Source organism: Staphylococcus condimenti, assembly GCF_001618885.1.
GTDB lineage: Bacteria > Bacillota > Bacilli > Staphylococcales > Staphylococcaceae > Staphylococcus > Staphylococcus condimenti.
The window spans coordinates 939,788-966,544 of sequence record NZ_CP015114.1 but is presented as its reverse complement, the minus strand read 5'-3'; the positions used below and the strand labels follow the sequence as shown (position 1 = coordinate 966,544).

23 protein-coding genes and 1 pseudogene are annotated in these 26,757 nt (G+C 34.3%); 15 read left to right on the top strand and 9 right to left on the bottom strand.

Translation table 11 applies throughout. From position 1 onward, the window contains the following. Nucleotides 1-132 precede the first annotated feature (132 nt). Together mecA and pepF are read left to right on the top strand one after the other, a co-directional pair. On the top strand, nucleotides 133-849 hold the full coding sequence (mecA, locus tag A4G25_RS04935; RefSeq protein WP_047131680.1) for an adaptor protein MecA: 717 nt from the start codon (nucleotides 133-135) through the stop codon (nucleotides 847-849). A gap of 287 nt (nucleotides 850-1,136) precedes the next feature. After that, a complete protein-coding gene (gene pepF, locus A4G25_RS04930; RefSeq protein ID WP_047131681.1) occupies nucleotides 1,137-2,945 on the top strand; it encodes an oligoendopeptidase F in 1,809 nt (602 codons plus the stop codon). A gap of 322 nt (nucleotides 2,946-3,267) precedes the next feature. Here pepF and A4G25_RS04925 read toward each other — a convergent pair whose 3' ends face one another. The 5 genes and pseudogenes from A4G25_RS04925 to A4G25_RS04905 all read right to left on the bottom strand — a co-directional run bounded on the left by A4G25_RS04925 (nucleotide 3,268) and on the right by A4G25_RS04905 (nucleotide 7,042). Continuing rightward, nucleotides 3,268-3,597 carry a cysteine protease inhibitor staphostatin B gene (locus tag A4G25_RS04925; protein WP_047131682.1) on the bottom strand — a complete coding sequence of 110 codons (330 nt, stop codon included), beginning with the start codon at nucleotides 3,595-3,597 and terminating at the stop codon, nucleotides 3,268-3,270. Nucleotides 3,598-3,627: 30 nt separating this feature from the next. Then, nucleotides 3,628-4,809 carry a C47 family peptidase gene (locus A4G25_RS04920; protein WP_047131683.1) on the bottom strand — a complete coding sequence of 394 codons (1,182 nt, stop codon included), beginning with the start codon at nucleotides 4,807-4,809 and terminating at the stop codon, nucleotides 3,628-3,630. 384 nt (nucleotides 4,810-5,193) lie between these two features. Then, entirely contained in the window at nucleotides 5,194-5,979 is a 786-nt protein-coding gene (gene yjbH, locus A4G25_RS04915; RefSeq protein WP_047131684.1) for a protease adaptor protein YjbH, read from the bottom strand. Nucleotides 5,980-5,994: 15 nt separating this feature from the next. Further along, a pseudogene (locus A4G25_RS04910) lies at nucleotides 5,995-6,367 on the bottom strand (truncated hemoglobin YjbI). A gap of 102 nt (nucleotides 6,368-6,469) precedes the next feature. After that, the gene (locus A4G25_RS04905; protein WP_047131685.1) at nucleotides 6,470-7,042 is read right to left on the bottom strand and encodes a CYTH domain-containing protein; all 573 of its coding nucleotides are present in this window, start codon (nucleotides 7,040-7,042) and stop codon (nucleotides 6,470-6,472) included. 152 nt (nucleotides 7,043-7,194) lie between these two features. Here A4G25_RS04905 and A4G25_RS04900 point away from each other — a divergent pair, with 152 nt between their 5' ends. The 8 genes from A4G25_RS04900 to A4G25_RS04865 all read left to right on the top strand — a co-directional run bounded on the left by A4G25_RS04900 (nucleotide 7,195) and on the right by A4G25_RS04865 (nucleotide 15,528). Further along, on the top strand, nucleotides 7,195-7,542 hold the full coding sequence (locus A4G25_RS04900) for a UPF0738 family protein (protein ID WP_047131686.1): 348 nt from the start codon (nucleotides 7,195-7,197) through the stop codon (nucleotides 7,540-7,542). A gap of 16 nt (nucleotides 7,543-7,558) precedes the next feature. Beyond that, entirely contained in the window at nucleotides 7,559-8,194 is a 636-nt protein-coding gene (gene yjbM / locus A4G25_RS04895) for a GTP diphosphokinase (RefSeq protein WP_047131687.1), read from the top strand. Nucleotides 8,195-8,202: 8 nt separating this feature from the next. Then, nucleotides 8,203-9,012 carry an NAD kinase gene (locus A4G25_RS04890; protein ID WP_047131688.1) on the top strand — a complete coding sequence of 270 codons (810 nt, stop codon included), beginning with the start codon at nucleotides 8,203-8,205 and terminating at the stop codon, nucleotides 9,010-9,012. Continuing rightward, a complete protein-coding gene (locus A4G25_RS04885; RefSeq protein WP_047131689.1) occupies nucleotides 9,012-9,902 on the top strand; it encodes an RluA family pseudouridine synthase in 891 nt (296 codons plus the stop codon). Before A4G25_RS04890 ends, A4G25_RS04885 begins: the two co-directional genes overlap by 1 nt. A gap of 37 nt (nucleotides 9,903-9,939) precedes the next feature. Then, the gene (mgtE, locus tag A4G25_RS04880) at nucleotides 9,940-11,298 is read left to right on the top strand and encodes a magnesium transporter (protein WP_103163173.1); all 1,359 of its coding nucleotides are present in this window, start codon (nucleotides 9,940-9,942) and stop codon (nucleotides 11,296-11,298) included. 10 nt (nucleotides 11,299-11,308) lie between these two features. After that, nucleotides 11,309-13,165: a monovalent cation:proton antiporter family protein gene (locus tag A4G25_RS04875; RefSeq protein ID WP_047131691.1), complete on the top strand. Its 1,857-nt coding sequence runs from the start codon at nucleotides 11,309-11,311 to the stop codon at nucleotides 13,163-13,165. 211 nt (nucleotides 13,166-13,376) lie between these two features. Further along, nucleotides 13,377-14,147 (top strand): enoyl-ACP reductase FabI, encoded by a 771-nt coding sequence (fabI, locus tag A4G25_RS04870; RefSeq protein ID WP_047131692.1) that lies wholly within the window; start codon nucleotides 13,377-13,379, stop codon nucleotides 14,145-14,147. Nucleotides 14,148-14,289: 142 nt separating this feature from the next. Beyond that, a complete protein-coding gene (locus A4G25_RS04865) occupies nucleotides 14,290-15,528 on the top strand; it encodes an MFS transporter (protein ID WP_047131693.1) in 1,239 nt (412 codons plus the stop codon). Between the two features lie 130 nt (nucleotides 15,529-15,658). On the opposite strand, the gene cozEa is transcribed toward A4G25_RS04865, so the two are convergent. Next, nucleotides 15,659-16,744, bottom strand: coding sequence for a lipoteichoic acid biosynthesis protein CozEa (cozEa, locus tag A4G25_RS04860; protein WP_047131694.1), 1,086 nt, complete (start codon nucleotides 16,742-16,744; stop codon nucleotides 15,659-15,661). A gap of 246 nt (nucleotides 16,745-16,990) precedes the next feature. After that, nucleotides 16,991-18,637: an alanine/glycine:cation symporter family protein gene (locus A4G25_RS04855; RefSeq protein WP_047131695.1), complete on the bottom strand. Its 1,647-nt coding sequence runs from the start codon at nucleotides 18,635-18,637 to the stop codon at nucleotides 16,991-16,993. A 306-nt stretch (nucleotides 18,638-18,943) separates the two neighbouring features. Here A4G25_RS04855 and A4G25_RS04850 point away from each other — a divergent pair, with 306 nt between their 5' ends. Then, nucleotides 18,944-19,678 carry an esterase family protein gene (locus tag A4G25_RS04850; RefSeq protein WP_047131696.1) on the top strand — a complete coding sequence of 245 codons (735 nt, stop codon included), beginning with the start codon at nucleotides 18,944-18,946 and terminating at the stop codon, nucleotides 19,676-19,678. Between the two features lie 96 nt (nucleotides 19,679-19,774). Beyond that, nucleotides 19,775-20,284 carry a YjcG family protein gene (locus A4G25_RS04845; RefSeq protein ID WP_047131697.1) on the top strand — a complete coding sequence of 170 codons (510 nt, stop codon included), beginning with the start codon at nucleotides 19,775-19,777 and terminating at the stop codon, nucleotides 20,282-20,284. A 201-nt stretch (nucleotides 20,285-20,485) separates the two neighbouring features. Here A4G25_RS04845 and ltaA read toward each other — a convergent pair whose 3' ends face one another. Continuing rightward, nucleotides 20,486-21,691: a lipoteichoic acid biosynthesis MFS flippase LtaA gene (gene ltaA, locus A4G25_RS04840; RefSeq protein WP_047131698.1), complete on the bottom strand. Its 1,206-nt coding sequence runs from the start codon at nucleotides 21,689-21,691 to the stop codon at nucleotides 20,486-20,488. Further along, the gene (locus A4G25_RS04835; protein ID WP_047131699.1) at nucleotides 21,669-22,844 is read right to left on the bottom strand and encodes a diglucosyl diacylglycerol synthase; all 1,176 of its coding nucleotides are present in this window, start codon (nucleotides 22,842-22,844) and stop codon (nucleotides 21,669-21,671) included. Before A4G25_RS04835 ends, ltaA begins: the two co-directional genes overlap by 23 nt. 395 nt (nucleotides 22,845-23,239) lie before the next feature. Between A4G25_RS04835 and A4G25_RS04830 the strand changes: the two genes are divergently transcribed. From A4G25_RS04830 to A4G25_RS04820, 3 genes are read left to right on the top strand one after another with little or no spacing between them, the layout of a single operon-like run. Next, nucleotides 23,240-24,724, top strand: coding sequence for a UDP-N-acetylmuramoyl-L-alanyl-D-glutamate--L-lysine ligase (locus A4G25_RS04830; protein ID WP_047131700.1), 1,485 nt, complete (start codon nucleotides 23,240-23,242; stop codon nucleotides 24,722-24,724). Beyond that, nucleotides 24,705-24,968, top strand: coding sequence for a YueH family protein (locus A4G25_RS04825; protein ID WP_047131701.1), 264 nt, complete (start codon nucleotides 24,705-24,707; stop codon nucleotides 24,966-24,968). The genes A4G25_RS04830 and A4G25_RS04825 overlap by 20 nt, the downstream gene beginning before the upstream one ends. Then, nucleotides 24,958-26,520, top strand: a complete 1,563-nt coding sequence (locus A4G25_RS04820) for a peptide chain release factor 3 (protein WP_047131702.1) — start codon at nucleotides 24,958-24,960, stop codon at nucleotides 26,518-26,520. Before A4G25_RS04825 ends, A4G25_RS04820 begins: the two co-directional genes overlap by 11 nt. Nucleotides 26,521-26,757: the final 237 nt, after the last annotated feature.

Below are 26,757 nucleotides of genomic sequence, written 5' to 3'. Positions count from 1 at the left end.
GTAATTTGCATACCGTTTTAATACAATATGGGTACTATTCTAGGTTGTCGAAAAAGTAGACCATACCTAGACTCTAGGAAGTTTCTCTAAAGTCTAGTTTTGCTATTCATCGACTGTAAGGAGTGAGATGATATGAGAATAGAGCGCGTAGATGACACAACAGTTAAACTTTTCATAACGTATGGTGATATTGAATCAAGAGGCTTCAAAAGAGAAGATTTATGGACAAACCGTCAACGTGGAGAAGAATTCTTCTGGTCAATGATGGAAGAAATCAATGAAGAAGAAGACTTTGTAGTTGAAGGGCCATTATGGATTCAAGTTCATGCTTTTGAAAAAGGCGTGGAAGTTGTCATTTCTAAATCAAAAAATGAAGAAATGATGAATATGGCTGATGACAATATGAATAATGAATTCGATCGACAATTAAATGAATTACTAGAGCAATCATTTGAAGATGATAATGAAGAAAGCGCACAAGCAAATCAACAACAAAGAAAATCACATACTTCTGATCATTCTAAACGTGCACGTCATACAAATGGACGTTTAGTAATTGTAAAATTTGAAGATTTAGAATCAGTAATTGATTATGCTCATCACAGCAACCAACCTACTGACGACTTTGAAGATTTATTATATATGCTGAATAATGAATACTACTATGCTATTCACTTTGATGATAATGTAGGTGAAGAAGTAATTAACGACTTCTATAGTCAATTACTTGAATTTACACAACCAAGCGACAGATCAGAAGTGTACTTGAATGATTACGCTAAAATCATTATGAGCCATAATGTTACAGCTCAAGTTCGTCGTTTCTTTACTGACACTGAAGAAATTTAATTTGATATAGATAAAATCTTTCTATAATATATTGAACTCCTAAAATCGAGTGTGAAAAATTCGGTTTTAGGGGTTTTTTAGTTATAAATAAAACAAATTTCAGATGTGAATTGAAAGTTTAAGGTGCTTTTATTTATTGTTCTATTTTTAGCAGTGAGGATTAATTAAAGATATCAGTAAATTCTAATAAATAAGGTGGGCGTAGTTGTAATGACGTGCAAATTAGCGGGATAAATGAGAAAATTAAGTTATTACTATTTTTAATTATTCAAGGAGGCTTTTTGAATATGGGTCAACAATTGACAAGAGAACAACAAGAACAAAAACATCCTGAGTACACTTGGGATTTAACAACTATTTTTGAGAGTGATGAAGCGTTCGAGAAAGCTTTCAAAGATGTTGAAGGCTATTTAGGTGCTGAAGAAAAATATAAAGGCCATTTAGCTGATAGTGCAGAAACATTATATGATGCACTTGCATTAGAAGATAAAATCGAAACAGAATTAGAGAAAGTTTATGTATATGCTCATCTTAAACAAGACCAAGATACAGGCAACGACAAATATACAGGGTATGAAGCTCGTGCCCACCAATTAGCAATTAAATTAAGTTCTAGCTGGAGTTTCCTTGTGCCAGAAATTCTACAAATCGATGAAGATAAAATCCAATCATTCATTGAGGAAAATGAAGATTTAGAACGTTATGCTTTTGATTTGAAATTAATCAATGAACAACGTCCACATATTTTAAGTGCGGATAAAGAAAAATTATTAACAGAAGCACAAGATGCATTATCTACGCCAAGCAATGTTTATGGCATGTTCAGTAATGCGGATTTAGAATTTGAAGATGCAGTGGATAAAGATGGAAATAAACATCCGCTTACTCAAGGTACATTTATTAAATATCTTGAATCTGATGATCGTGAATTACGCCGTTCTGCATTCCGTAACTTATACAAAGCATATGGTGCATATAATAATACTTTAGCTGCTACGTTAACAGGCGAAGTGAAAAAACATGTATTCAATGCACGTACACACAATTATAAAACTGCACGTGAACAAGCGTTAAGCAACAACCATATTCCTGAAGAAGTATATGATAACTTAGTTAAAACAGTTCATAAATATCTTCCTTTACTTCATCGCTATACTGCTTTGCGTAAAGAAGTATTAGGTTTAGATGATATGAAAATGTATGACTTATATACACCGCTAGTAAAAGATATTAAATTTGAAATGCCTTATGATGAAGCGGTAGAGTGGATGTTAAAAGCGTTAGAACCAATGGGTGATGAATACTTAGAAGTGGTTAAAGAAGGGCTGAACAATCGCTGGGTAGATGTTTATGAAAATAAAGGTAAACGTTCAGGCGGTTATTCATCTGGAGCTCATTTGACTAATCCATTCATCTTATTAAATTGGTCAGACACTGTATCTGATTTATTCACGTTAATTCATGAATTTGGTCATTCTGCTCACAGTTATTTCAGCAGAAAAAATCAACCATCTAATCATAGTGATTATTCTATCTTTGTTGCAGAAGTAGCTTCTACTACAAACGAAGCATTACTAAGTGATTATATGGAAAAACATTTAGATGATGAACGCCGTTTATTATTATTGAACCAAGAATTAGAACGTTTCCGTGCTACTTTATTCCGCCAAACAATGTTTGCAGAATTCGAACATAAAATTCATCAAATCGAAGAAGCAGGAGAACCATTGACTGCTAATAGAATGAATGAAGAATATGCGAAACTTAATCGAGAATACTTTGGCGATATTGTAGATACTGATGAAGATATCAGTAAAGAGTGGTCACGTATTCCTCATTTCTATATGAATTACTATGTATATCAATATGCTACAGGTTATAGTGCAGCACAAAGTTTAAGTTATCAAATCTTAAATGAAGGGGAACCTGCAGTTAAACGTTATATTAATGAATTCTTGAAAAAAGGCAGCTCAAATTATCCAATTGAAATTCTTAAAAATGCAGGTGTAGATATGAAATCACCTGAACCAATTGAACAAGCGTGTCAAACTTTTGAAAGAAAATTAGACGAATTTGAAAAATTAATCAAAGCTTAAACATTGTGAAATCGTTTACAATATGACAAGTTTGTGACAAAAACGTTTTCATAATACAACCGTCTTGAAAAGGGGGTTTCTGCATGGTATATTATGACCATGAAATTAATCACATAACAAACATACCCCTTTGTTTGAAGTGAAAAATTTCTCCCATCCCCTTTGTTTAGCGCCGTGTCTGAATACACGGCGTTTTTTTATTGGAATTTTTTAATTGATATAAAATAATACCGGCAGTGCATGAATTCAATTCATGCTCCTGCCGGTATTTTAACTTCATTGTATAGGTGAGAGAGGCTTTTGGTATTAGAAAAAAGTGGGGTTATCCTTTTTCTAATAAATAAGGCTTAGAACTTCCGATACCTTCAATATTCATAACTTCATAAATGATATGTTGTAAATCCTTCTTTTTTAAACAAACTACAAAATCTTGAGATGAAGTTTGTGACAGATTTAATTCGTTATCCGTAGTGCTTATTGTTTTGATATCATAAATATCTTCTAAGTCGCTAGGTGCTGCATAAAGTATACGTATATTAACTGAAAGCGAATCATCTTGGCTGATCCATTCGCCTTTAAAGTGATTCAATAATTCTTCTGCTGCTTTTGATAAAGATTCGAGATATTTCACATTAAAGTTTATTTTTTCCATATTACAAGTCATTCCTTTTCAATAACCAGTTTAGTAACCAGGGATAGATGCAAACCATCTAAAGTGAGAACCGTCTGAAACTGGAATGATGTTACTATCTACTGGTTGTAATGATACATCACTATCCCATGGGTTCCAAAATACAATTACTTTTTGATTGTTTGCGAGTACAGCATTTCCTACTACAGCCATTGCATGACGGCCATGTAATCCATTAGTTGACTCTACTCTTTCGCTTAGTATAGCTATACCCTTATTATCTGATGTATATTGGTCTACCATATCATAACTTGGCATACTGTTATAATAAGTTGGGTTTTTGCCTTGTGAACGACCATATTGAATCATTTCATCAGGTGTTAGACCTGTAAATTGGAATCGTTGTCCTGATAAACCAGGATGGATCGTTCTCATAATATCTTGTGCTCTATATTGGTTAGTGTTTTTAGTAGCATTTAATAATGCGGCCATCGTGAATCCTGCGCACCAGCCATTATTGCCTTGAGTTTCACGAATTTGGAAGTGAGGTAATGTGTTGACATATTTTGTAGCGACACTTCTTTGTTGAGAAATTGGTTGTGAAGCATCTACTGTTTTATTCATTTGCATTTTAGGGGCAGCCGGTGTACTTGGTGCAGTTTTATCATCAGCTAATTTTGTTTGCTTAATCATTTCAATTTTATGATTGTGTTCTGCAAAGTAACCATCTTTATTTGTAAATATAGTGATTGGTGTATTTGCCTGACGATATTGGTTTAATGAGTCTGCGATAAATTTAGAAATACGCACACTGTAATTTGCACTATTTTTATCTGCATTGACATCATTTTCATTTTTAGGAGTGACAGTCAATACATATTTAATATGTTCACCTTGTAATACAGGGAAGTAATAGTTGCCGTCTTCTTGTCCATTAAATTTATAAATTTTAAACGGTTTACCTAATTTATATTCTCCATTTGTACCTGATTTGTCAATTTGAGATAGTGCTTGCGCGTAGCTGGAGAATTGTGATTCAGCTTGTTGTTCAGCATTCGCAGGAACTTCAGTATTGCTGACTTTTACTTTTAGAGATGCTTTGCTTGCAGCTTGTGCTTGGTTTGGTGTTGAAAAAGTAAGTAATCCGCTCAGTGCCATAATCAATGAGAATAAAATAATAGTAAAGCTTTTTAAAAGAGACTTGGTGTTATTAAAAATAATTCCTCCAATCATTTTTAATAATTAATAATGCAAAATATCTCAATTCGAATATAACATATAATTTGTTATATAAAAAATTTGTTTTCGAATGATAGAATTAAAGTATAAACGAATTATTTGGTATAGGATAAATTGATAAATTAAAGATAAAAATTGAATTATGAGCAATTGAATAGCGGAGACCTTAATGAAGTGAAAGAATCTGGTTATAAAATGTATTGCTAGTAATATAAAATTAAAAGTGGTTTTGTGATAATAGAAGGGATGTATATGTTAAATGCAATCCAATCCAATACATATATCGAATAAAAAAAGCACTTGCATTAAAAAATAGTTTAACCAAAAGTTGAACTTTTTGGTTAAACTACGTAATGTGCAAGTGCTTAAGTAAATGACTTATTTTGCTTTCCAGAAGTCTCCTTCAGGATTGCTAAGTTTTTCTATTTTTTGTTGCAGAGCTAATTTCTTCAACTCTTTCAATAACATCTTTTCTGGCCATTCATATATCGTTAATAATTCTTCAAATGTAACAAATTGTTGTTCTTTTATATAAGTCTCGAGCTTAGGTGGTAATTCTTTTTCGATAGGTGTACCCATCAATTCATTAATAATATAAGTATAAATATGATAAGGATATAAACCTTCAACTTTTAACCCTTCTTCAGTAACATCTTCATTGAAGAAAACAAGGGAAGGGGCTTGATCTATTTCCATTTCCCGTGCAATGTGTAAATCAACTTTCAAGCTTTCTTTAAGTTTTCCGCTCTTTAAGTCTTCCTTGAAAACTTCATAATCTAAACCTGCATTTTTAGCAGCTTCCTTTATCATTTGTTCTGTAATAATATCTCGCTTAGGTATTATTTCATTTTGCATCAAATGGATGAAACGTTCCGCGCGAGAACGACCTTGTAACTCTGCTGCTTTGTATGCCAACGCGATATTATCATTTTCAGAGCTGCTTTGTGCTTGACACTTCGTCAAAATTCTCAATGATGGGTTTAAAATATGACGAATACGGATATATTGTTTATATTCAACTCTTAATTTTGACAAGATTGCTGAAAGTTTGAAGCAATCTTCATCAAAAGGATCGAAGAAAGAATAAATTTCAATTTTACTCACAGGTGAAAGGTTGGTTTCATCTTGTCTATTGTTACATATTAATTTCAATTCTTCAGACATCTAATTCACCTACAATTAATTTTCAGAATTAACCATATGATGTGCGGTCATGCGCAATCTTTCATATAGATATTCACCAACAACCTGCAGGCAGTTCTGCATGTTGAATCGCTTTATTCATATTATCTAACCAAGCATCTCTTTCAAACGGCGTAATTCTAAATTCCATATGCCGCATTTTTAACATAGGGTGACCATGTTCTTCAGTATATAATGCTGGTCCGCCTAGAAATTGTGTTAAAAATTGTTTTTGTTTTCGGCTGGTTTCAGCAAAATCCCCAGGAAATAGATAATTTATTCTTTCGTCTTTTTCAACAAGCGAATAAAAGTAATCTATCATACTATATAATCTCTCTTTACCTATGACTTCATATGGTTTTGGAGCCATAACATCACCCTGTTCCTTAAATATATATCTAATATAACATGAATTTTTACATTTTAAAGTAATACGACTTTTGATGTAGAGGATTATACATTTTCCGTGAATTTATTTACTTTTAACTTCGAAAAATCGTGCAACTTTATTTTTTGGAATTTCTGATTTAATATTGAATTCTTTTAAAATCTCTTGAAACTTTTTTAAACCAATTTCAGGGTTATCAACTTCGAATTCTAATTCATAATCTTCAGTTCCTAAATATTCACTGTGGTCTAAAACCAGCAATCCTTCTTTAATTTCAGTTTCGATACGGTGTGTCGTAAGATTACCTAATATATTGAGTTGTTCAAAATTAATGTTGTTTTTTTGCAAAACTGAATAAATATCATCTGGTAATTGTTCAGGTTGAATATGTAGTCCTTCTTCTGGCACAATTTCAGTTTCATGATTGTATTCGGTCAAGCCAACTTTGGCAGGCACTTTCAATGTCATTTCATAATTATTATCAATTTGACGAATACGCAAAGCCATTAAATGTTCTGCTAATTCAAAATTAGGTGTATCAATATAATAGTTAGTTTGTGTGAAAGCATTTTGCCCATTGAAAAAGGCACTTTTTATTTCATTGTATTGGTTTTCAGATAAGAGTTGTTTGTATTCAATTTCTTGATTAATCGCCATATTATCACCTCTTTGTCTATCTATTATGGATGATTTTTTTATTGATTGAAAGTAATTCAAATTCTTTATAAATAGAGTAATGGTTTAGGTTATGTAATGGACTCTGTACATATGTTAAAATAATGAGGAATAACACAAGGAGGAACAAAGGTATGCGAATTTATGTGAATGAAATCAAGGTGAAAGACGATGGCATCTATTGCTATACTGATAAATCTACAGAAGGTTTAAAAGAGGCAGGACAAATGCTTGTAGATAGCGATAATTATGGATTTGCCTATATATTAGATGATGGTCAATCCTATTCGTATCTTATCTTTGTGAAAGAAACGTGGTCGATGCTTCATGAAAATAAGGGTAAAACAATATATATCAATGATGATTTAAAACTAGAAGATTTTGATCAAGAGTTAGACTATATTTTAAGTAATATTAAAGGCAACTCAAATTACGGCAAAGACTTTGTAGCAGAAGTTGAAGAAGCATTTGAGTTGGAGTGAAGCGGAGTGAATCACTATGAATCAATGGGACCGATTTTTAACCCCTTATAGACAAGCAGTTGATGAATTAAAGATAAAGTTGAAAGGTTTGCGCAAAATATATGACTTAGAACAAGATGCGTCGCCAATTGAATTTGTGACCGGTCGTGTTAAACCTTTAACAAGCATTATTGAAAAGGCTACAGAACGAGGAATTCCGTTTGATCGCCTGCATGAAGAAATGTACGATATTGCAGGGTTGCGTATTATGTGCCAATTCGTTGATGACATAGAAATTGTTGTAAATTTATTACGCCAAAGAAAAGATTTTAAAGTGGTAGAAGAAAGAGATTATATTAATAATACAAAAGAGAGCGGTTATCGTTCATATCATGTTATTATTGAATATCCGATTGAAACATTGGAAGGCCAAAGCAAAATCTTAGCTGAAATACAAATACGTACATTAGCGATGAATTTCTGGGCTACAATTGAGCACACTTTACGCTATAAATATGATGGCGATTACCCTCCAGAAATTCAGAAACGTTTAGAAAATGCAGCTGAAGCCGCTTTTTCTTTAGATGAAGAAATGTCTGAAATAAAAGATGAAATTCAAGAAGCGCAGCGATACTATTCAAAAAAAAGGGCGAAAAAACATAATCAAGAGTGAGGTGCAGCATGCGATATAATATTGTGTCAAAGGGAGATCATAAATCCAACAGCATCAAAGAAAATATGGAAGCACAAATGCAAGATACAAAGATGATAAAAGATACTGAAACGCCTGAAATTGTCATTTCAGTCGGTGGGGATGGAACACTTTTAGAAGCTTTTCATAAATATAGCTATAGATTATCGGAAACAGCATTTGTTGGGGTACATACAGGACATTTAGGTTTCTATGCTGATTGGCTACCGCATGAATCAGATAAGTTGATAAGAGAAATTAATGATGGAGATTATGAAGTAATTAAATATCCTTTAATTGATATCACAGTCCATTATAATGATGAAAAAAATCCGTCACATCATATTGCGTTGAATGAAGCGACCATGAAAACTGAGGACAATACTACATTAGTTGCAGATGTTAGTTTGAGAGGAAAACACTTCGAACGTTTTAGAGGAGATGGCTTATGTATCTCAACACCTTCAGGATCTACAGCCTATAATAAAGCGCTTGGTGGAGCTTTAATCCACCCATCATTACGTGCAATTCAATTAACAGAAATTGCATCTATCAACAACCGTGTATTCCGAACAGTAGGTTCGCCATTAGTATTGCCGGCACATCATTATTGCCTAATTACACCTGTAGATCAAAAGACAATTATGACTTCAATCGATCATGTTACAACAAAACACCATAATGTGAAGAGTATTGAATATAAAGTGTCTGAAGAAGAAATTCGTTTTGCACGTTTTAGACCGTTCCCGTTCTGGAAACGAGTACATGATTCGTTCATTTCTGATGGACGCGATGAGTAATGGAATTTAAATATAAAATATTATCGTCGGTAGTATTAAAAAACTTTTTACAACAAAATCAATATTCCAAGAAAATGATAAGTGCCATTAAACGTGATGGCGCTTTAATTGTGAACGAAGTACCTGTTACGGTCAGAAAAATATTGGAAATTGGAGATATTTTAGTAGTGAAATTGCCAGATGAACAAGCTAGTGAGAACCTATTGCCTGATTTTCAGCCGCTTGATGTTCTCTTTGAAGATCAGTATTTTATAGCTGTTTCAAAAGGCAAAAAACAAAATTGCGCTCCTTCTCGTGAACACCCTCATGGCAGTTTAATTGAGCAAGTTATGGGATATCTGAAAGCTCAAACTGCTGATACAAATGTTCAACCTATACCACATATTGTTACGCGTTTAGATCGTGATACAAGCGGTATTGTTTTGTTCGCGAAACATGGGCATCTTCATCATAGAATAGCTTCAACTGAGATGAAGAAAATTTATCATTGCATTTGCAAAGGAAAGTTAGAAGCACCTAGTAAGATAATTGCTCCCATCACTAGAGCTGGAGACAGCATCATTGAGCGTAAAGTAGATCGATTTGGAAAATATGCAGCAACAAGTTACAAACCTGTTAATATTTCGGAGCAATATACATTATGCGAGGTACAGCTGCATACAGGAAGAACACACCAAATACGCGTTCATTTCCAATATATTAATCATCCCCTTATAGGAGACGGTTTATATGGCGGATTACATGATTTTGCAGATGGACAAGCGTTAGCGTGTTGTTCTTTAAGTTTTAAGCATCCAATCACTCACGCACAAATCGAGGTAAGAGATGATGCGAAAAGGAAAGAATTAGATAATCTTTTCCAACAACTTTGTAAAAAAATTGAGATGTGAGGAGGTCTACGATTTGGCAAAAGACGATAATAAATTCATGGATGAAAAAGAAGTATATAATAAGGCTTTATTAGATCATTTATTGTTAAATAATGATATCGATAAATTCCGTGAAGAGTTCTTATCGATGCATACTTATGAACAAAGTGAATACTTCGAAGATAGCGACAATGAAATTCACCAAAAAATGTATCATTTATTGTCTCCTAAAGAAGTAGCAGATTTCTTTGATCAATTAGAAATAGACGATGATGAATATGAAGAAATCTTTGACCAAATGAAAGTAAATTATGCCGCAAATATCTTAGAAGATATGTCTTACGATAACGCAGTAGATATTATGAACCATTTATCTAAGCGTAAGATTGCAACTTTGCTTGCAATAATGGATAAAAATGATGCTAAAGAAATTAAAGCTTTAATGCATTATGAAGAAGACACTGCCGGCGGTATCATGACAACGGAGTATATTTCATTAAAAACAACTACGCCGGTTAAAGAAGGGCTGTTGTTAGTAAAAGAACAAGCGCCTGAAGCAGAGACGATTTATGTTATTTTTGCTGTGAACGACGATAAACAATTAGTAGGCGTGCTTTCATTGCGAGATTTAATCGTTGCTGAAAATGATGATTATATCGAAGATATCATGAGTGAACGTGTTGTCAGCGTAAATGTAGCTGATGACCAAGAAGATGTCGCGCAAACAATGCGTGATTATGACTTCATTGCATTGCCGGTAGTGGATTATCAAGACCATTTACTGGGTATTATCACAATTGATGATATCTTAGACGTTATGGATGAAGAAGCATTAGAAGACTACTCTGGTTTAGCCGGTGTTTCTGATATCGATTCAACGGATGATTCTATTGTTAAAACTGCCTCTAAGCGTCTTCCTTGGTTGCTCATCCTAACGTTTTTAGGTATGATAACTGCAACCATCTTAGGTTCATTTGAAGATACATTAGAAAAAGTAGCTTTACTTGCAGCATTTATTCCAATTATCAGCGGAATGTCTGGGAATTCAGGAACACAATCACTTGCTGTTTCAGTACGTAATATTTCAACTGGTGAAATAGAAAACCAAAGCAAATTTAAAATAACATTACGTGAAGCAGGTGCAGGTTTCTTGTCTGGATTAGTCTGTGCTATCGTGTTATTTACAATTATTATGATACTTTACCGCACACCGCTCCTCGGTCTAATTGTCGGCGGCAGCTTGACAATCGCCATGACAGTCGGTACGATTATGGGCTCGATCATCCCACTGATAATGAATAAATTAAAAATTGATCCGGCAGTTGCCAGCGGTCCTTTTATTACTACAATTAATGACATTGTAAGTATGTTAATTTATTTTGGTTTAGCAACATCATTTATGTCATATCTCACATAAGGAGGGACACATGGAGTTTGTATCACTCGTAATTGTTGTCATGGCGGCGTTTTTAACCCCGATTATTGTCAACAGACTTAATATTAACTTTTTACCAGTTGTAGTTGCTGAAATTCTGATGGGGCTTATTATAGGTCAATCAGGTTTCCACTTGGTAGAACGAGACAACGTTCTAAATATACTTTCTACATTAGGTTTTATTTTCTTAATGTTCCTTAGCGGATTAGAAATAGATTTCAGTGCTTTTAAAAGCCAACCTACACAAAACACTAAGAAATCTAAAAATAAGAAAAAACAACCGACCCATTTACAATTAGCTTTATTTGTATTCGGACTTATTATGGTTATTTCTGTAATCTTGGCTTATTTATTCAAATGGTTCGGTTTGGTTGACGATGTACTATTAATGGTAATTATCATCTCAACGATTTCTTTAGGTGTCGTAGTACCGACGTTGAAAGAAATGAATATCATGCGCACGAGAATCGGTCAATTCATCTTATTGACTGCAGTCTTAGCTGATTTATTCACAATGATTCTTTTGACTGTATATGGTGCTTTAAACGGTAAAGGCGGAGCTACATTATGGTTGATTAGTATCTTGGTTATTTTCACTGTCATCTTTTATTTCTTAGGCGGTATGTTTAAGAAAGCGAAATTTTTACAAAAATTAAATGATGGGACAACGCAAATCGGTGTCCGTGCATGTTTTGCACTGATTATTTTACTCGTTGCACTTGCTGAAGGTGTAGGTGCCGAAAATATTTTAGGTGCGTTCTTAGCAGGAGTTATTGTTTCCTTGCTTGGACCGAACGAAGATATGGTAGAGAAATTGGACTCATTCGGATATGGTTTCTTTATTCCGATTTTTTTCATTATGGTAGGGGTAGATTTAAACATTCCTTCTTTAATAAAAGAACCGTCCATTTTGATTATCATTCCGATTTTAATTGCAGCATTCTTGATCTCAAAAATCATACCGGTGTATGCAATACGACCTTGGTTTGATCAAAAGACGACAATATCATCAGCATTTTTATTAACCTCAACACTATCTTTGGTTATCGCAGCTGCAAAAATCGCTGAACAATTAAAAACGATTACACCAGAGATTTCAGGTATTTTAATTTTAAGTGCTGTTATTACATGTGTCTTTGTTCCAATCATATTTAAGAAAACATTCCCAATGCCAGAAGAAGCAACACGACGTATTAATGTAAGCTTAATTGGTAAAAACCAATTGACCATTCCAATCGCTCAGAACTTAATGTCTGATTTATATGCCATTACATTATATTATCGTAAAGACTTAAGCGATCAACGTAGTCTATCTAACGATATTACAACTGTCGAAATTGCAGATTATGATGAAGCAATGTTAGATAAATTAGGGTTGTTCGATAGTGATATAGTAGTATGTTCAACAAACGATGATGATATTAACTTCAATGTGGCTACGATGGCAAAAGAACATGGAGTCAATCGTGTGATTTGTCGCTTTGAAGAAGGTGGAGAAAGAGAGACTAACTTGCGCGAAGAAAGTATCGAAATCTTCAGTAGTTTCTTAAGTAATAAGATTTTACTTACAGGTTTAATTGAAACACCGAACATGTTGAACTTATTAAGTAACGTTGAAACATCACTTTATGAAATTCAAATGCTCAACTATAAATTCGATCATATTCAATTACGTAATTTCCCATTCGATGGCGATATTATATTTGTTCGAATTGTAAGAGATAACGAATCTATTGTGCCGCATGGTGACACAACACTTCGTTATGGTGATCGTTTGATTGTTACAGGCTCAAAAGAGTATGTAGATGAATTGAAACGAGACTTGGAATATTACGCTTTTAATTCTTAATAGATATGAAAAGTTTAGGAATCCTTCGTATATTGAAAAGTATACGGGGGGTTTCTTCGTTATATACAATAGTTGTGCTATACATGATAGAAGTGATAAAATATTTCTATTGCCAATAACTAGAATAGCTCTAAGCAGTGTAAACTGCTTAAAAATGTTATAATATTTTTAATCGTGAATGAAAATAATAATGAAATGAAGGAGAGTTTTCATGTTCAGTTTAGAAGGTAAAACTTATGTCATTATGGGAGTAGCAAACAAACGCAGTATTGGTTTTGGTGTTGCTAAAGTATTAGATCAATTAGGAGCGAAACTTGTATTTACATATCGTAAAGAACGTAGTAAAAAGCAATTAGAAAAATTATATGATCAATTAAATCAAGAACAACAGCACATGTACCAAATTGATGTTCAAAGCGATGATGATGTTATCAATGGTTTTAAACAGATTGGTGAAGATTTAGGAACTATCGATGGTGTTTACCACTCAATCGCATTTTCTAATGTAGAAGATTTACGCGGCCGTTTCTCAGATACATCACGTGATGGTTTCTTGTTGGCGCAAGACATCAGTTCGTATTCATTAACAATCGTTGCACGTGAAGCGAAAAAATTAATGCCAGAAGGCGGAAGTATTGTAGCAACAACTTATCTTGGCGGTGAATTAGCTATCCCTAATTACAACGTAATGGGTGTAGCTAAAGCAAGCTTAGAAGCGAATGTACGTTACTTAGCATTAGATTTAGGTGAAGAAAATATTCGTGTAAATTCTATTTCTGCTGGGCCAATCCGTACGGTAAGTGCGAAAGGTGTAGGCGACTTAAATGTGATTTTAAGAGAAGTCGAAGAACGTGCACCATTAAAACGTAATGTAGATCAAGAAGAAGTTGGTAAAACAGCTGCTTTCTTATTAAGTGATTTATCAAGTGGTGTAACAGGCGAAAACATTCATGTTGACGCTGGTTTCCACGCTATTAAATAATAAATATGCATCTATTGCTCTGTACCTATTTTAAGGTACAGAGTTTTTTTGTATAAAAACATCTATCCAATAGGTTTTGAAAAGTGTATGATATGTAACAGAGAAAATTTAATCATACATATTATTGAAATGGGTGACTACTATGGCAAAAAGAGTTGATCAACAAGATAAGTCATATACTAACAAGATACTTACATCTTCTATGCTGGGATTTGGTCTTGAAAATATGGACGTTATGTTTTTAGCATTTGCCTTATCAAGTATCATTAATGAATTCCACATTACATCTGCAGAAGCGGGACTTATATCATCTATCACTAACTTTGGTATGCTTTTTGGCGGTGTAATTTTTGGAGTGCTTGCTGATAAATATGGGCGTATTCGTATTTTTACATATACGATATTTTTATTTGCGATTGCAACTGCACTGCTCTCAATCGCGCATAACATTTATATTGTCTATATTTTACGTTTCATTGCCGGCATGGGTGGCGGCGGCGAGTTTGGAATTGGTATGGCGCTCGTAGCAGAAGTATTCGCATTAAAAAAATTAGGAAGAGTATCATCGGTTGTTGCTATTGGTGGTCAAGTTGGAGCTTTAACAGCAGCGTTGCTTGCAGCAGCAATTTTACCTTTATGGGGGTGGCGTGCACTCTTTTTAATTGGTGTAATTCCAGTCATCTTAGCTTTTTATATTCGTCGAAACCTTGATGAAACAGATGCTTGGAAACGTACAAAAGCAAAACAGTCGTTAGAAAAGAAAAAAAGTTCTCCGATTACGCTTTTATTTAATTCGAAGAATAAAGCACATACGACTATTGCATTGACGGTAATGTCTAGTGTTCAAGTAGCAGGTTACTTTGGACTTATGAACTGGTTGCCTTCAATTTTACAAAAACAGCACGGGTTAAGTGTTTCTAATTCATCGTTATGGACGATAAGTACAATTATCGGTATGAGTCTTGGTATGTTGTGTTTTGGACAAGTACTTGATAAATTTGGGGCGAAGATATCATACAGTATTTTCTTAATTGCATCTGCTGCTTCTGTGTTCCTTTATGTTTTTGCACAAAGCGCCATTGCTTTATTAATCGGCGGCGCATTTGTCGGATTCTTCGTAAATGGAATGTTTGCCGGTTATGGTGCTGTTATCAGCAGTTTTTATCCAACACATATAAGAAGTACGGCTAATAATGTCATTTTCAATGTTGGACGTGCAGTAGGAGGATTATCGCCGATTGCGATTGGTTTCTTGATGGATCATTCTGGTATGTTAGGTACTATGATTTTCCTTGCTTGTTTGTATATGGTTTCCCTTGTAATGCTATTATCGTTAAAACATATTCCTTTACGAGGAAGACGTTATCTAGAAAACGCATAAAGTTAAGCGCTGCATATTCCTTTAAACAGGAGTATTACAGCGCTTAATTTTATAATTAATAAGGTGTGCATACTGTTATAGATCAAGTATGCACACCTATTATAGTTTTGCTTTTTTTATTGTATAACTTTTAATCTTTAACGTCGCTTTGCGCTTTCATCATAATAGACTGTCGATATTTAAAGACATTACGTACAATCGTTTTAATCACTGCATATAAAGGAACAGCAACTAAAATTAATACGAATCCGCCAAGATTACCAGCAGCTAAAATGACAACGATGATTGTAAGCGGGTGAATGCTTAATGATTTACCCATTACATTAGGTGTAATGACATTACCTTCTAATTGCTGTGCTACTAATGTAACCACACAAACCCAGATGAATGCTGAAGGGCTTTGAATGATACCGATAATTGCAGCAGGAGCAAAGGACATCCACGGACCTAAGAATGGAATCATATTGGCAACCCCAGCAAAGAGTACAAGTAGTAATGTGTAATCTAATCCGATGATTGAATATCCGATATAAAGAATCACACCTAAGATAAAGCTGACTGTTACTTGTCCTTGGATATATGATTGCAAAGTATGGTTTAAATCTTTTAGCAAGTTTACTACGAATACTTTACGGTCTCCATTGAATAATTTAGCAATAGATGGAATGAACTTTTCATGATCTTTCAACATATAAATTAAGAAGAAAGGAACCATTATTAACAAGAATAAAGTAGAAATGATTTGCGATACAATTGAAATAGAGTTTGTTAAGACATTTGTGACGTTATCGCCAAATGATTTTACAACTTTATTAACACGATCTGTTACATCATTAGGAAGTTTATCCATTTGATCTAAAGCATATTTAATCATTGCTTGAGTTTCTTGTTGTAATTGCGGTGCTTGTTTAATCAAGTTATTAATTTGATTCATAATTAATGGCGCTACAACGGTAACGGCAGCTGTAATGATACCAATTAAGATTACAAATATAATTGTAATGCTTCCCCAACGAGGAATGCGATATTTTTCTAATAGTTTTTGAAGCGGCAGGAATACGTAAAATAAGAATCCGCTCAAAATAAATGGCAATAATACTGATTTAACAATGATGATAATGGGATTGAAAATAACATGTACTTCCATTATCAACTTAATCAGTACGAACAGAATGATAAGCATTATACCTGTCCTGAACCATACTTTGTTAAGCATAATTATTTCCTCCTAAAGAAATAGACTTACACATAAGTATATCCTATTTAATAACACTCAAAAAGTAATATTTAAAAAGAATTTGTAAATGAAAACAGATATATCAAAATAGGTTGGTTTGGTCTGTAATAAAAAATGAGCTCCGAAAGAAACAGATTGTCTTTTGGAACTCATTTCATATAAGGATTTAATATTATATTTACTTTGTGGTTTATAGACCTAATGATGAAGGATAATTGAAATTAATTAAACTTCTTTCAAATTTTTGCCTAGAGGTACATCAGGTCCTGGGTTTTGATCATTATCTTTATCATTATATTGTTCTTCATTGAAATGCGCTTTTTTCAAACGTTTTGGATAATCTTCAAGCCAGAATGTCGCATTTGGTAATTTTTTCGGGTCAGGGTGGTAAATAGCATAATTACCTGAACCTAAGCGTTTCATCTGACTTTCATAATCTTTAAGTGCATCGATAGCCGGTCGATGAAGGATCCAAATGGCAATAATATTTAACCAAGCCATCATACCTACACCTAAGTCACCCATACTCCAAGCGACATCAGCTGTTTTAATTGAACCATATACAGTTGCACCGATTAATACAATACGTGCAACATTAATCCAAATCGTAGTAGTAAAGCGTGAACTGTTTCGTGTCATATATGCAATATTTGTTTCGGCGATATAGTAATATGCCAAAATAGTAGTAAAAGCAAAGAAGAATAATGCAATCGCAATAAAGTATGAACCTACCCCTGAGAATGTCGGATCAAAATGATAACTGCCTCCTTGCAAGGCTTTATCAATACCTGCTTGTGCATACATCGCAGTACCGGAATAGTCTTTTGTTCCATCTGCTGATTGTACGAATATTCCGTTATCTTTAATCAGTTTTGGTAAACCGCCAGGTCCAACATCACCATTTGTCGTGTTATAAGTTCCTGAAATCAAAATAATTAATGCAGTCGCTGTACATACAAATAATGTATCAACATAAACTGAGAAAGCTTGTACAAGTCCTTGTTTAGCTGGATGAGAAACTTCTGCTGCAGCAGCTGCATGCGGTCCAGTACCTTGTCCTGCTTCATTTGAGTAAAGCCCACGCTTTACTCCGATTTCAATCATTGCACCAAAGATACCCCCAAATGCTGCTTGCATCCCGAATGCTGATTTAAAAATAAGTGCGAATAATGCAGGAACTGCTTGTATATTAAGAATGATAATAAAAACAGCCATTAAGATATAAATAATAGCCATAAATGGAACAACTGCAGTTGCTACGTTTGCAATCCATTTTACACCGCCGAAAATAATTAAACCTAAAACTACAGCTAAAATAACAGCAATAATCCAACTTGGAACTTTAAAAGCATTATGCATTGAGCTCGCGATTGCATTGGATTGAACTCCCGGTAAAAGAAGCCCAACAGAAATGACTGTTACAATCGCAAAGACAAGACCGTAAATTTTACCTAAACGCCCTTTAATCCCATACTGAATGTAGTAAGCGGGACCGCCTCGGTATTCTCCTTTTTCTTCTCGCTTAAAAATTTGACCTAAAGTGGACTCGATGAATGCACTACTTGCACCTAAGAATGCTGTAACCCACATCCAAAATACTGCTCCAGGCCCCCCAATGAAGATGGCAGTAGAAACTCCGACAATGTTACCAGTTCCAACACGTCCAGCTAAAGATAAGGCAATCGCTTGGAAACTAGAAATTCCAGTTGGTGATTTTTCACCATGGAACATTAAACGGATCATTTCTTTAAAATGCCTGACTTGGAAAAATTTCATCATCAGTGAGAATAATATACCAGTAATCAATAAACCATAAACAAGCGGTTTACTCCATACTACTTCATTAAACCAAGCTACAATACTTTCTAGCATAATGACTTCCCCCTTATAAAATCGAAAAAATAAGACGCTTATATCCATCCCTAAAAATAACCGCTTATCTATTCAATTTATTTGTATATGTTCGAGATGCATTAGTTACAATGATTTTTCATAATTATACTGTTATAAAAAGTTCCGTGCAACAATTTTAATAAAATTAATTAATAAATTAACAATTCAAATTCGCAGTAATCTTATCGGAATGAGCTTGAAAAAGCACTGTGTATCTAGCTTAATACCATATCATTAAAAAATTGTTACAATGAAGAGCATATATTAATTGAGGAGAGATAAATCATGACTGAATTTAAAATAGGTACTGTAAATAAGACAACTTTCCATAGTGATCTTTTAGAACGCGATATTACATTTTCTATTTATCTTCCTGAAGATTACACACCTTTATTTAAATATAAAGTGATTTTTTGTTTTGATGGGTTAGACTTTTTCAGGTATGGCCGTATTCATCGTACATATGAAAACTTAAGAAAAGAAGAAAAAATTGAACGAGCGATTATTATTGGATTTCATTATGAAACAGTGGATTTGCGCAGAGAAGAGTTTTCGCCTGATGGAAGCAAGGCGCCATTGACTGTAAAAGCGATGGCAAAAGAAATTCTGCCATACATTGATCAAAAATTTCCAACGTATAAAGTTGCAAATGGTCGTATTTTATTAGGAGATAGTTTAGCGGGCTCCATTGCGTTAATGACTGCATTATCGTACCCGAGATTGTTTAGTCAAGTTGGTATGTTCAGTCCGATGTTTAATGAAGTTGTCGATGTATTAGCAGATCGTTGCCAATTTATCGACCATTTGAATGTTTGGCAAGCAGTAGGGAAAGAAGAAATCGATTTTGCATTGCCAACTACAGGTGAACATGCTGACTTCTTAACGCCGAACCGAGAATTAAATGCGCTATTGGACCAAAAAGAAGTGACGCATTATTATGAAGAATTCGACGGTACACATCGATGGAAATCATGGAAAACATTAATGGAACCATTGTTATTATACTTTTTAGCAGAATGAATTATTCAGTTAATTCTGTAAAATTATTGTTTTTGGTAACGATTTCATTAAATGTTTGCTATAATGGCAATATAGTTAAATTAAGGAGGAATTCAAATGATCTTAGGGTTAGCATTAATTCCATCAAAAACGTTCCGTGAAAAAGTCGATGCATATCGTAAACGTTACGATGAGCGTTATGCACAAATTCCACCTCACATCACAATTAAAGATTCGTTTGAGGTAGAAGATGGGGATTTCGATAAAGTAAAAGAAGAAATTAAAGAGCGTGTGCAAGGGATTGAGCCGTTGCATATTCACGCAACTAAAGCGTCGAATTTTGCGCCGATCAACAATGTTATTTATTTTAAAGTTGAAAAAACACCAGAATTAGAAGAGTTGGACAATCGCTTTAATAATGGCGATTTTTATGGCAAACCAGAACACTCATTTGTTCCGCATTTTACAATTGCCCAAGGTTTAACTAGTCAAGAATTCGAAGATATTTTTGGTCAAGTTGCACTTGCAGGTATCGATTATAAAGAAACAATTGATGCATTGACATTATTGCAATATGATAGTGATGCTGAAAAGTGGAAAGAAATTGACACATTTAGCTTTAAATAATGAATAAAATGCATTCGATTTTGAATGCATTGATTAAAACAATCTAAAGTACGAGGCTAGGACATTGTACAGAAATAGTGGGCTTTTTATAGAAATGAAAATGAATCTGAAAGATTTCAAATTCAATGTCCCGACCTCATACTTTCATACATAACAAAAGCGGTGCTGATTCGAAATGAAATCAGCGCCGCTTCATTATGTTTATGAAGAGATTCTGCGTCGTCTTAATTTTATGAAATAAAGACCATAGAAAATAGCAAGAAATATAAACACACCTGCTGAGAAATAGAATGTATTATTGACGGAACCTGTAAATTGATAAAGCATTCCACCGATGATAGGGCCAATCATCGCACCGAACCCTTGAATACTATTGAATACACCCCATGTTTCTTCTTGTTCATCTTTATGAATAAAGCTTGCCATAAATGTATTCCATGCAGGAAGCAAGAATCCATACATCAAGCCGATAAAGAGTGCGATGCCCCAAACAATATAAATATTCGTAATTAAAGAGAGTCCGAATATACCTAGAGTATAAAGTAAAAAACCGATAAAGATTGTTAGATACATAAACGATTTTCCGTGATTATCAATAATCTTAGATAAAAACAGCATTGAAATCGCACAACCGAGACCGCCAATTATAAGCGCCACGGTATATTCTACGGTGCTTACTTTTATTACTTTCGTTGCATATATAGGTAAAATTGGAACAAGGGCACTAATTGAGGCACCCTGTAAAATAATGCCGGGAAAAAGTACGCCGTTTTTCTTAGCCACCCCACCGATTTGCTTCAATTGCTGGCTCACTTTACGTGTGTTGTAGTTTGTTAATCTTATTTTTACAAAGTAATAAAGTATCCAAGCAATCAAAACCATTAATGACATTAAGAATGCAAAAGAAGTCGGATGAACTTTCATAATCAAATTCATGCCGATCATACCAAGCAAGAGTCCGAATAACCATGCAAAGTATACATGTCCCATTTGTTTACCACGTGTTTCATCACGAACACTTGATAACATAATAACCCATATCGGACTAGAGGCAATACCTAATAAGATTGCACTGATAAAGAGGATATATGGATTAAATGGGAACCATATTACTAAGAAAAGACTACCGAATGCCATTAAAAATCCTAATGTTAAAACAGGTTTAGCACCAAACCGCTTTAATAAGAACCCAATTACAAAGTTAGTTGCCGCATCTGAAATATAATGAACAGAAACTGCCGCAGAAGTAAGACCAACCGCAACTGATGAGACAGTCGGTAGAATTGGTAAGTAACTCAGAACAAACATTCCTCGTGCAAATTCTATTAAAAATAAGATAACAAGCATAATTATGAAATTACGTTGATAGTTAGTGTTGTTATAACTATTTGATGAAGAGCTTTGCATACATAGGTACCTTTCCATAAATTTCTTCGGATTGTGACGAACGATCTAACAGGTGTAAAAGATCTCGACATAATTTATAGGTAGGGTACTTAACTTTTAACTCTTGCATCTGTTCTGCCATACGTGCTAATGCATCTTCATCTTGAGTTAACTCAGTGATGAGTTGGATTGCTTCTTCGGATGTGTTGGCAACTTTTCCCATTCCTTTAGATTGGAAATAAAGCGCATTTTCTAATTCTTGACCTGGTGCAGGGTCTAAGAATATCATGGGTACTTTTCTGGCTAAAGCTTCTGAAATTGTGATGCCTCCAGGTTTTGTTACCATCAAATGAGAGGATGCCATCCATTCGTTCATATGATGTGTATAACCTAAAATTAATACATTAGCATGTTCTTTGAATTGTTGGCGCAACGTACGTTTCAACTCTTTGTTACGTCCGCATATCATGACAATTTGTGTCTCTGGAGAACGTTCTAATATATCGGAAATCATTACATCAAATCCTTTTGATACCCCAAAAGCACCTGCAGACATCAAAATAGTAGGGCGGTTTGGATCAAGGTGGTTTTTATGCATCCACGCCTTAGTGTCTATCTCTTCGTCAAATTGTTCAGAAATAGGTATTCCTGTGATTTTTATAATATCTTCTGGTACACCAACATTAACAAACTCTTGTTTCAAGTCTGGTGTGGCTACATAATAACGAGAAGAATGAGGTGTGACCCAGTTTTTATGTAGTCTATAATCTGTCATTACTGTTGCAATAGGTATGTTCATGTTGAATTGTTCTGTTAAAACAGACATAACAGGTGTAGGGAAAGTCAGTAATATTAAGTCTGGCTTTTCTTTTATCAGCAAGTTAATAAGCTTATTTAAACCGTAGTATTTGTAAAAGCATTTATCTACATCTTCTGGGCGGCTGTAATAAAACTGTTTGTATGAATTTCTAAAATATTTAAAACTATTGATGTAATACTTTTTGCAAATAGAAGTTAAAATAGGATGTGCTTCCATAAATAAATCATGCTCTATCACAGAAAGATGTTTTAGATTCATTTCGTTTAATTGATTCACAACGCTATTGGTTACTTGCAAGTGGCCATTACCGAACGAGCCCGTAATAATCAATATCTTCTTATTTTGAGTAACCATGTGAGTAGCCACCCTCCAGTTATTTGAATTTATAGTTTTTTCCTATATGTCGGGAAGAAAAAATTTGTCCCTTCACCGCTTGCTTTGAGTTTAACGCATATTTAAAGAACGTTAAACCGGATTCACGTTAACATCACTGAATTATAACATTTATTAATAAGAGATAAAAATATTTTCATACTGACTTAACATTTCCTGTATAATAAATTAGATATATTACACTAACATATTGCCTAGTTCAGTCTTTTTCAAACTTTAAAAGAGATAATTAGAACAGATAGAAATCAATATGTGTATCCACAAAAAATCTGTACAATAGAATTAAACATCAGTATGTAGATTTATGCGAAAAAAATGTATAAAATAGTAGTATTGGAAAAAAAGGAGCGATCGATGTGAAAGCGAACGAATTGTTCGAAAAGATAAAATCGAAACAAGTGCTGGGCAGTTTGGATAGAGAAATTACTGACATAACTACAGACTCTCGTACCGCTGAAGAAGGCAGTATTTTTGTAGCTACAAAAGGCTATACAGTCGATAGTCATAAATTCTGTCAGGATGTAGTAAATCAAGGTTGCAAACTGATTGTAGTAGAAAGTGAACAAGAACTTGAAGGTGATGTAACACAAGTAATTGTGCCGCAAACACGCCGTGTCGCAAGTTTAATTGTACATAAGTTATATAACTATCCGAGCGAACAACTGACAACATATGGTGTTACGGGTACAAATGGGAAGACTTCTATAGCAACAATGATTCACCAAATTCATCGTAAGTTAGGCAAAGGCAGTGCATATTTAGGAACGAATGGTTTTCAAATTAACGAAACTGTGACTAAAGGAGAAAATACAACACCAGAAACTGTGACTTTAACAAAAAAAATACATGAAGCGGTTGAAGCAGATGCAGAATCAATGACGCTTGAAGTTTCAAGTCATGGCTTAGCCTTAGGACGTTTGAGCGGAGTTGAATTTGATGTCGCAATTTTTTCTAACCTGACTCAAGATCATCTTGATTTTCACGGCACTATGGAAGCATACGGTCATGCTAAGTCATTGCTATTCAGCCAACTTGGTGAAGATCTGCGCAAAGAAAAATTTGCAGTAGTCAATGCAGATGATGATTTTTCTGACTATCTCATAAGTGTCACACCATATGAAGTATTCACTTATGGTATCCATCATCCAGCTCAGTTCAAAGCTGAACGTATACAAGAATCGTTAACAGGTGCTTCTTTTGACTTCGTAACACCAGATGGAACGTTTCATGTAGATTCTCCATATGTTGGAAAGTTCAATATTTCTAATATCATGGCTGCAATGACGGCAGTATGGGGAACAGGAACACCTATGCAGGAAATTGTGGATGTAGTCAGTCAGTTAGAGCCTGTTGAAGGGCGTTTAGAAGTATTGGATCCTAGTTTACCGATAGACTTGATTATTGATTATGCACATACTACTGACGGTATTGAAAAGTTAATTGATGCAGTTAAACCATTCGTTAAGCAAAAATTGATTTTCTTAATCGGTATGGCGGGAGAAAGAGACCTTACTAAAACACCTGAAATGGGAAAACAAGCAAGTCGAGCGGATTATGTTATTTTCACACCGGATAACCCAGCTAACGATGACCCTAAAATGTTAACAGCAGAACTTGCCAAAGGTGCAACACATGATAATTATGTAGAATATACAGATCGTGCAGAAGGTATACGTCATGCGATTGACGTAGCTGAACCTGGAGATACAGTCGTATTGGCATCAAAAGGACGCGAACCCTATCAAATTATGCCAGGACATGTTAAAGTACCACACCGTGATGATTTAATCGGTTTAGAAGCGGCTTATAAAAAATTCGGAGGTGGACCTTCTGAAGATTAGAACACTTCAACATTTAGAAGGTGCAACTGCTTATATAAATGAAGTAACAGCAAAAAATTGTATATTGGTTGCTATACCTGATATTAATTGGTCTGCTGAGTTAGATATAAAGGAGTCTGCAGAAGATGTAGAAGAAAATTTGATAATGTATCTTTTTAATTTAATGGATGAAGACAAGGCGGAAAGTCTTGCACATGAACTTACTTTAATGATTTTTGAAAAGGAGATAGATGATGAGTATTAAGGATGAAATAGAATCCAGAAAAACCTTTGCGATAATTTCTCACCCGGATGCTGGTAAAACCACATTAACAGAAAAATTATTGTTATTCGGCGGTGCCATTCGCGAAGCGGGTACTGTTAAAGGTAAGAAATCTGGAAAATTTGCGACAAGTGACTGGATGAAAGTAGAGCAAGAGCGTGGTATTTCAGTAACCAGTTCAGTGATGCAATTTGATTATGATGATTATAATATTAATATTTTAGATACACCAGGACATGAGGACTTCTCTGAAGATACGTATCGTACATTAATGGCAGTCGATAGTGCTGTAATGGTAATCGACTGTGCTAAAGGAATCGAGCCTCAGACTTTAAAATTGTTCAAAGTATGTAAAATGCGCGGTATTCCTATTTTTACGTTTATCAATAAGTTAGACCGTGTCGGTAAAGAACCGTTTGAATTGTTAGATGAAATTGAAGAAACATTAAATATTAAAACATATCCAATGAACTGGCCAGTTGGAATGGGGCAAAATTTCTTCGGAATTATTGATCGTGAACAACGTACGATTGAACCGTTCAGAGATGAAGAACATTTATTGCATCTCAATGATGATTATGAATTAGAAGAAGCACATGAAATAACAAAAGACAGCACGTATACACAAGCGATAGATGAGTTTATGCTAGTAGAAGAAGCGGGTGAAGAATTTGATAACGAAATGTTATTAGCGGGTGAATTAACACCAGTATTCTTTGGTTCTGCTTTAGCAAACTTTGGTGTACAAAGTTTCTTGAATGCTTATGTTGACCATGCACCAATGCCTAATGGACGTATTACAAAAGAAGCAGAGGAAGTAAGTCCGTTTACACCAGATTTTTCAGGATTTATCTTTAAAATCCAAGCTAACATGGATCCTAAACACCGTGACCGTATTGCTTTCATGCGTATTGTCAGTGGTGCATTCGAACGTGGTATGGATGTGAAATTGCAACGTACGAACAAAAAGCAAAAGATTACACGTTCTACTTCATTTATGGCAGATGATAAGGAAACAGTTAACCATGCGGTTGCTGGTGATATTATCGGTTTATATGATACTGGTAATTATCAAATTGGAGACACTTTAGTTGGTGGAAATCAAAAATTTAGTTTTGAAGATTTACCGCAGTTTACACCTGAACTTTTCATGAAAGTATCAGCTAAAAACGTTATGAAACAAAAACATTTCCATAAAGGTATTGAACAATTAGTTCAAGAAGGTGCGATTCAGTACTATAAAACATTGCATACGAACCAAATCATTTTAGGTGCAGTCGGTCAATTGCAATTTGAAGTATTCGAACACCGAATGAAAAATGAATATAATGTTGATGTTGTTATGGAACCAGTAGGCCGCAAAATTGCGCGCTGGGTAGAAAATGAAGATGACATTAAAGATAAAATGAGCACATCACGTTCAATTTTAGTGCAAGACCGATATGAACAAAAAGTATTTTTATTTGAAAATGAATTTGCGACACGTTGGTTTGAAGAAAAATTCCCAGAAATTAAACTTTATAGTTTATTGTAAGACCTGCATAGGGTATAATAGTTTTAAATAACTGAATACCTATGACAGCAATGTCAGAGGGGAGTAACTTAGATGGACAAGCAGTAAGCTTGCCGGTACATTTTATCGTCATTACGAAGTAATCTACTTCCGGTAAAATGGAATGTTATATAAAGAGACATTCAAGTGAGACCTTTGCTATTTATTTAGCATAGGTCTCTTTTATTGTGTAAAAGCGGGTATACAACATGTATTACT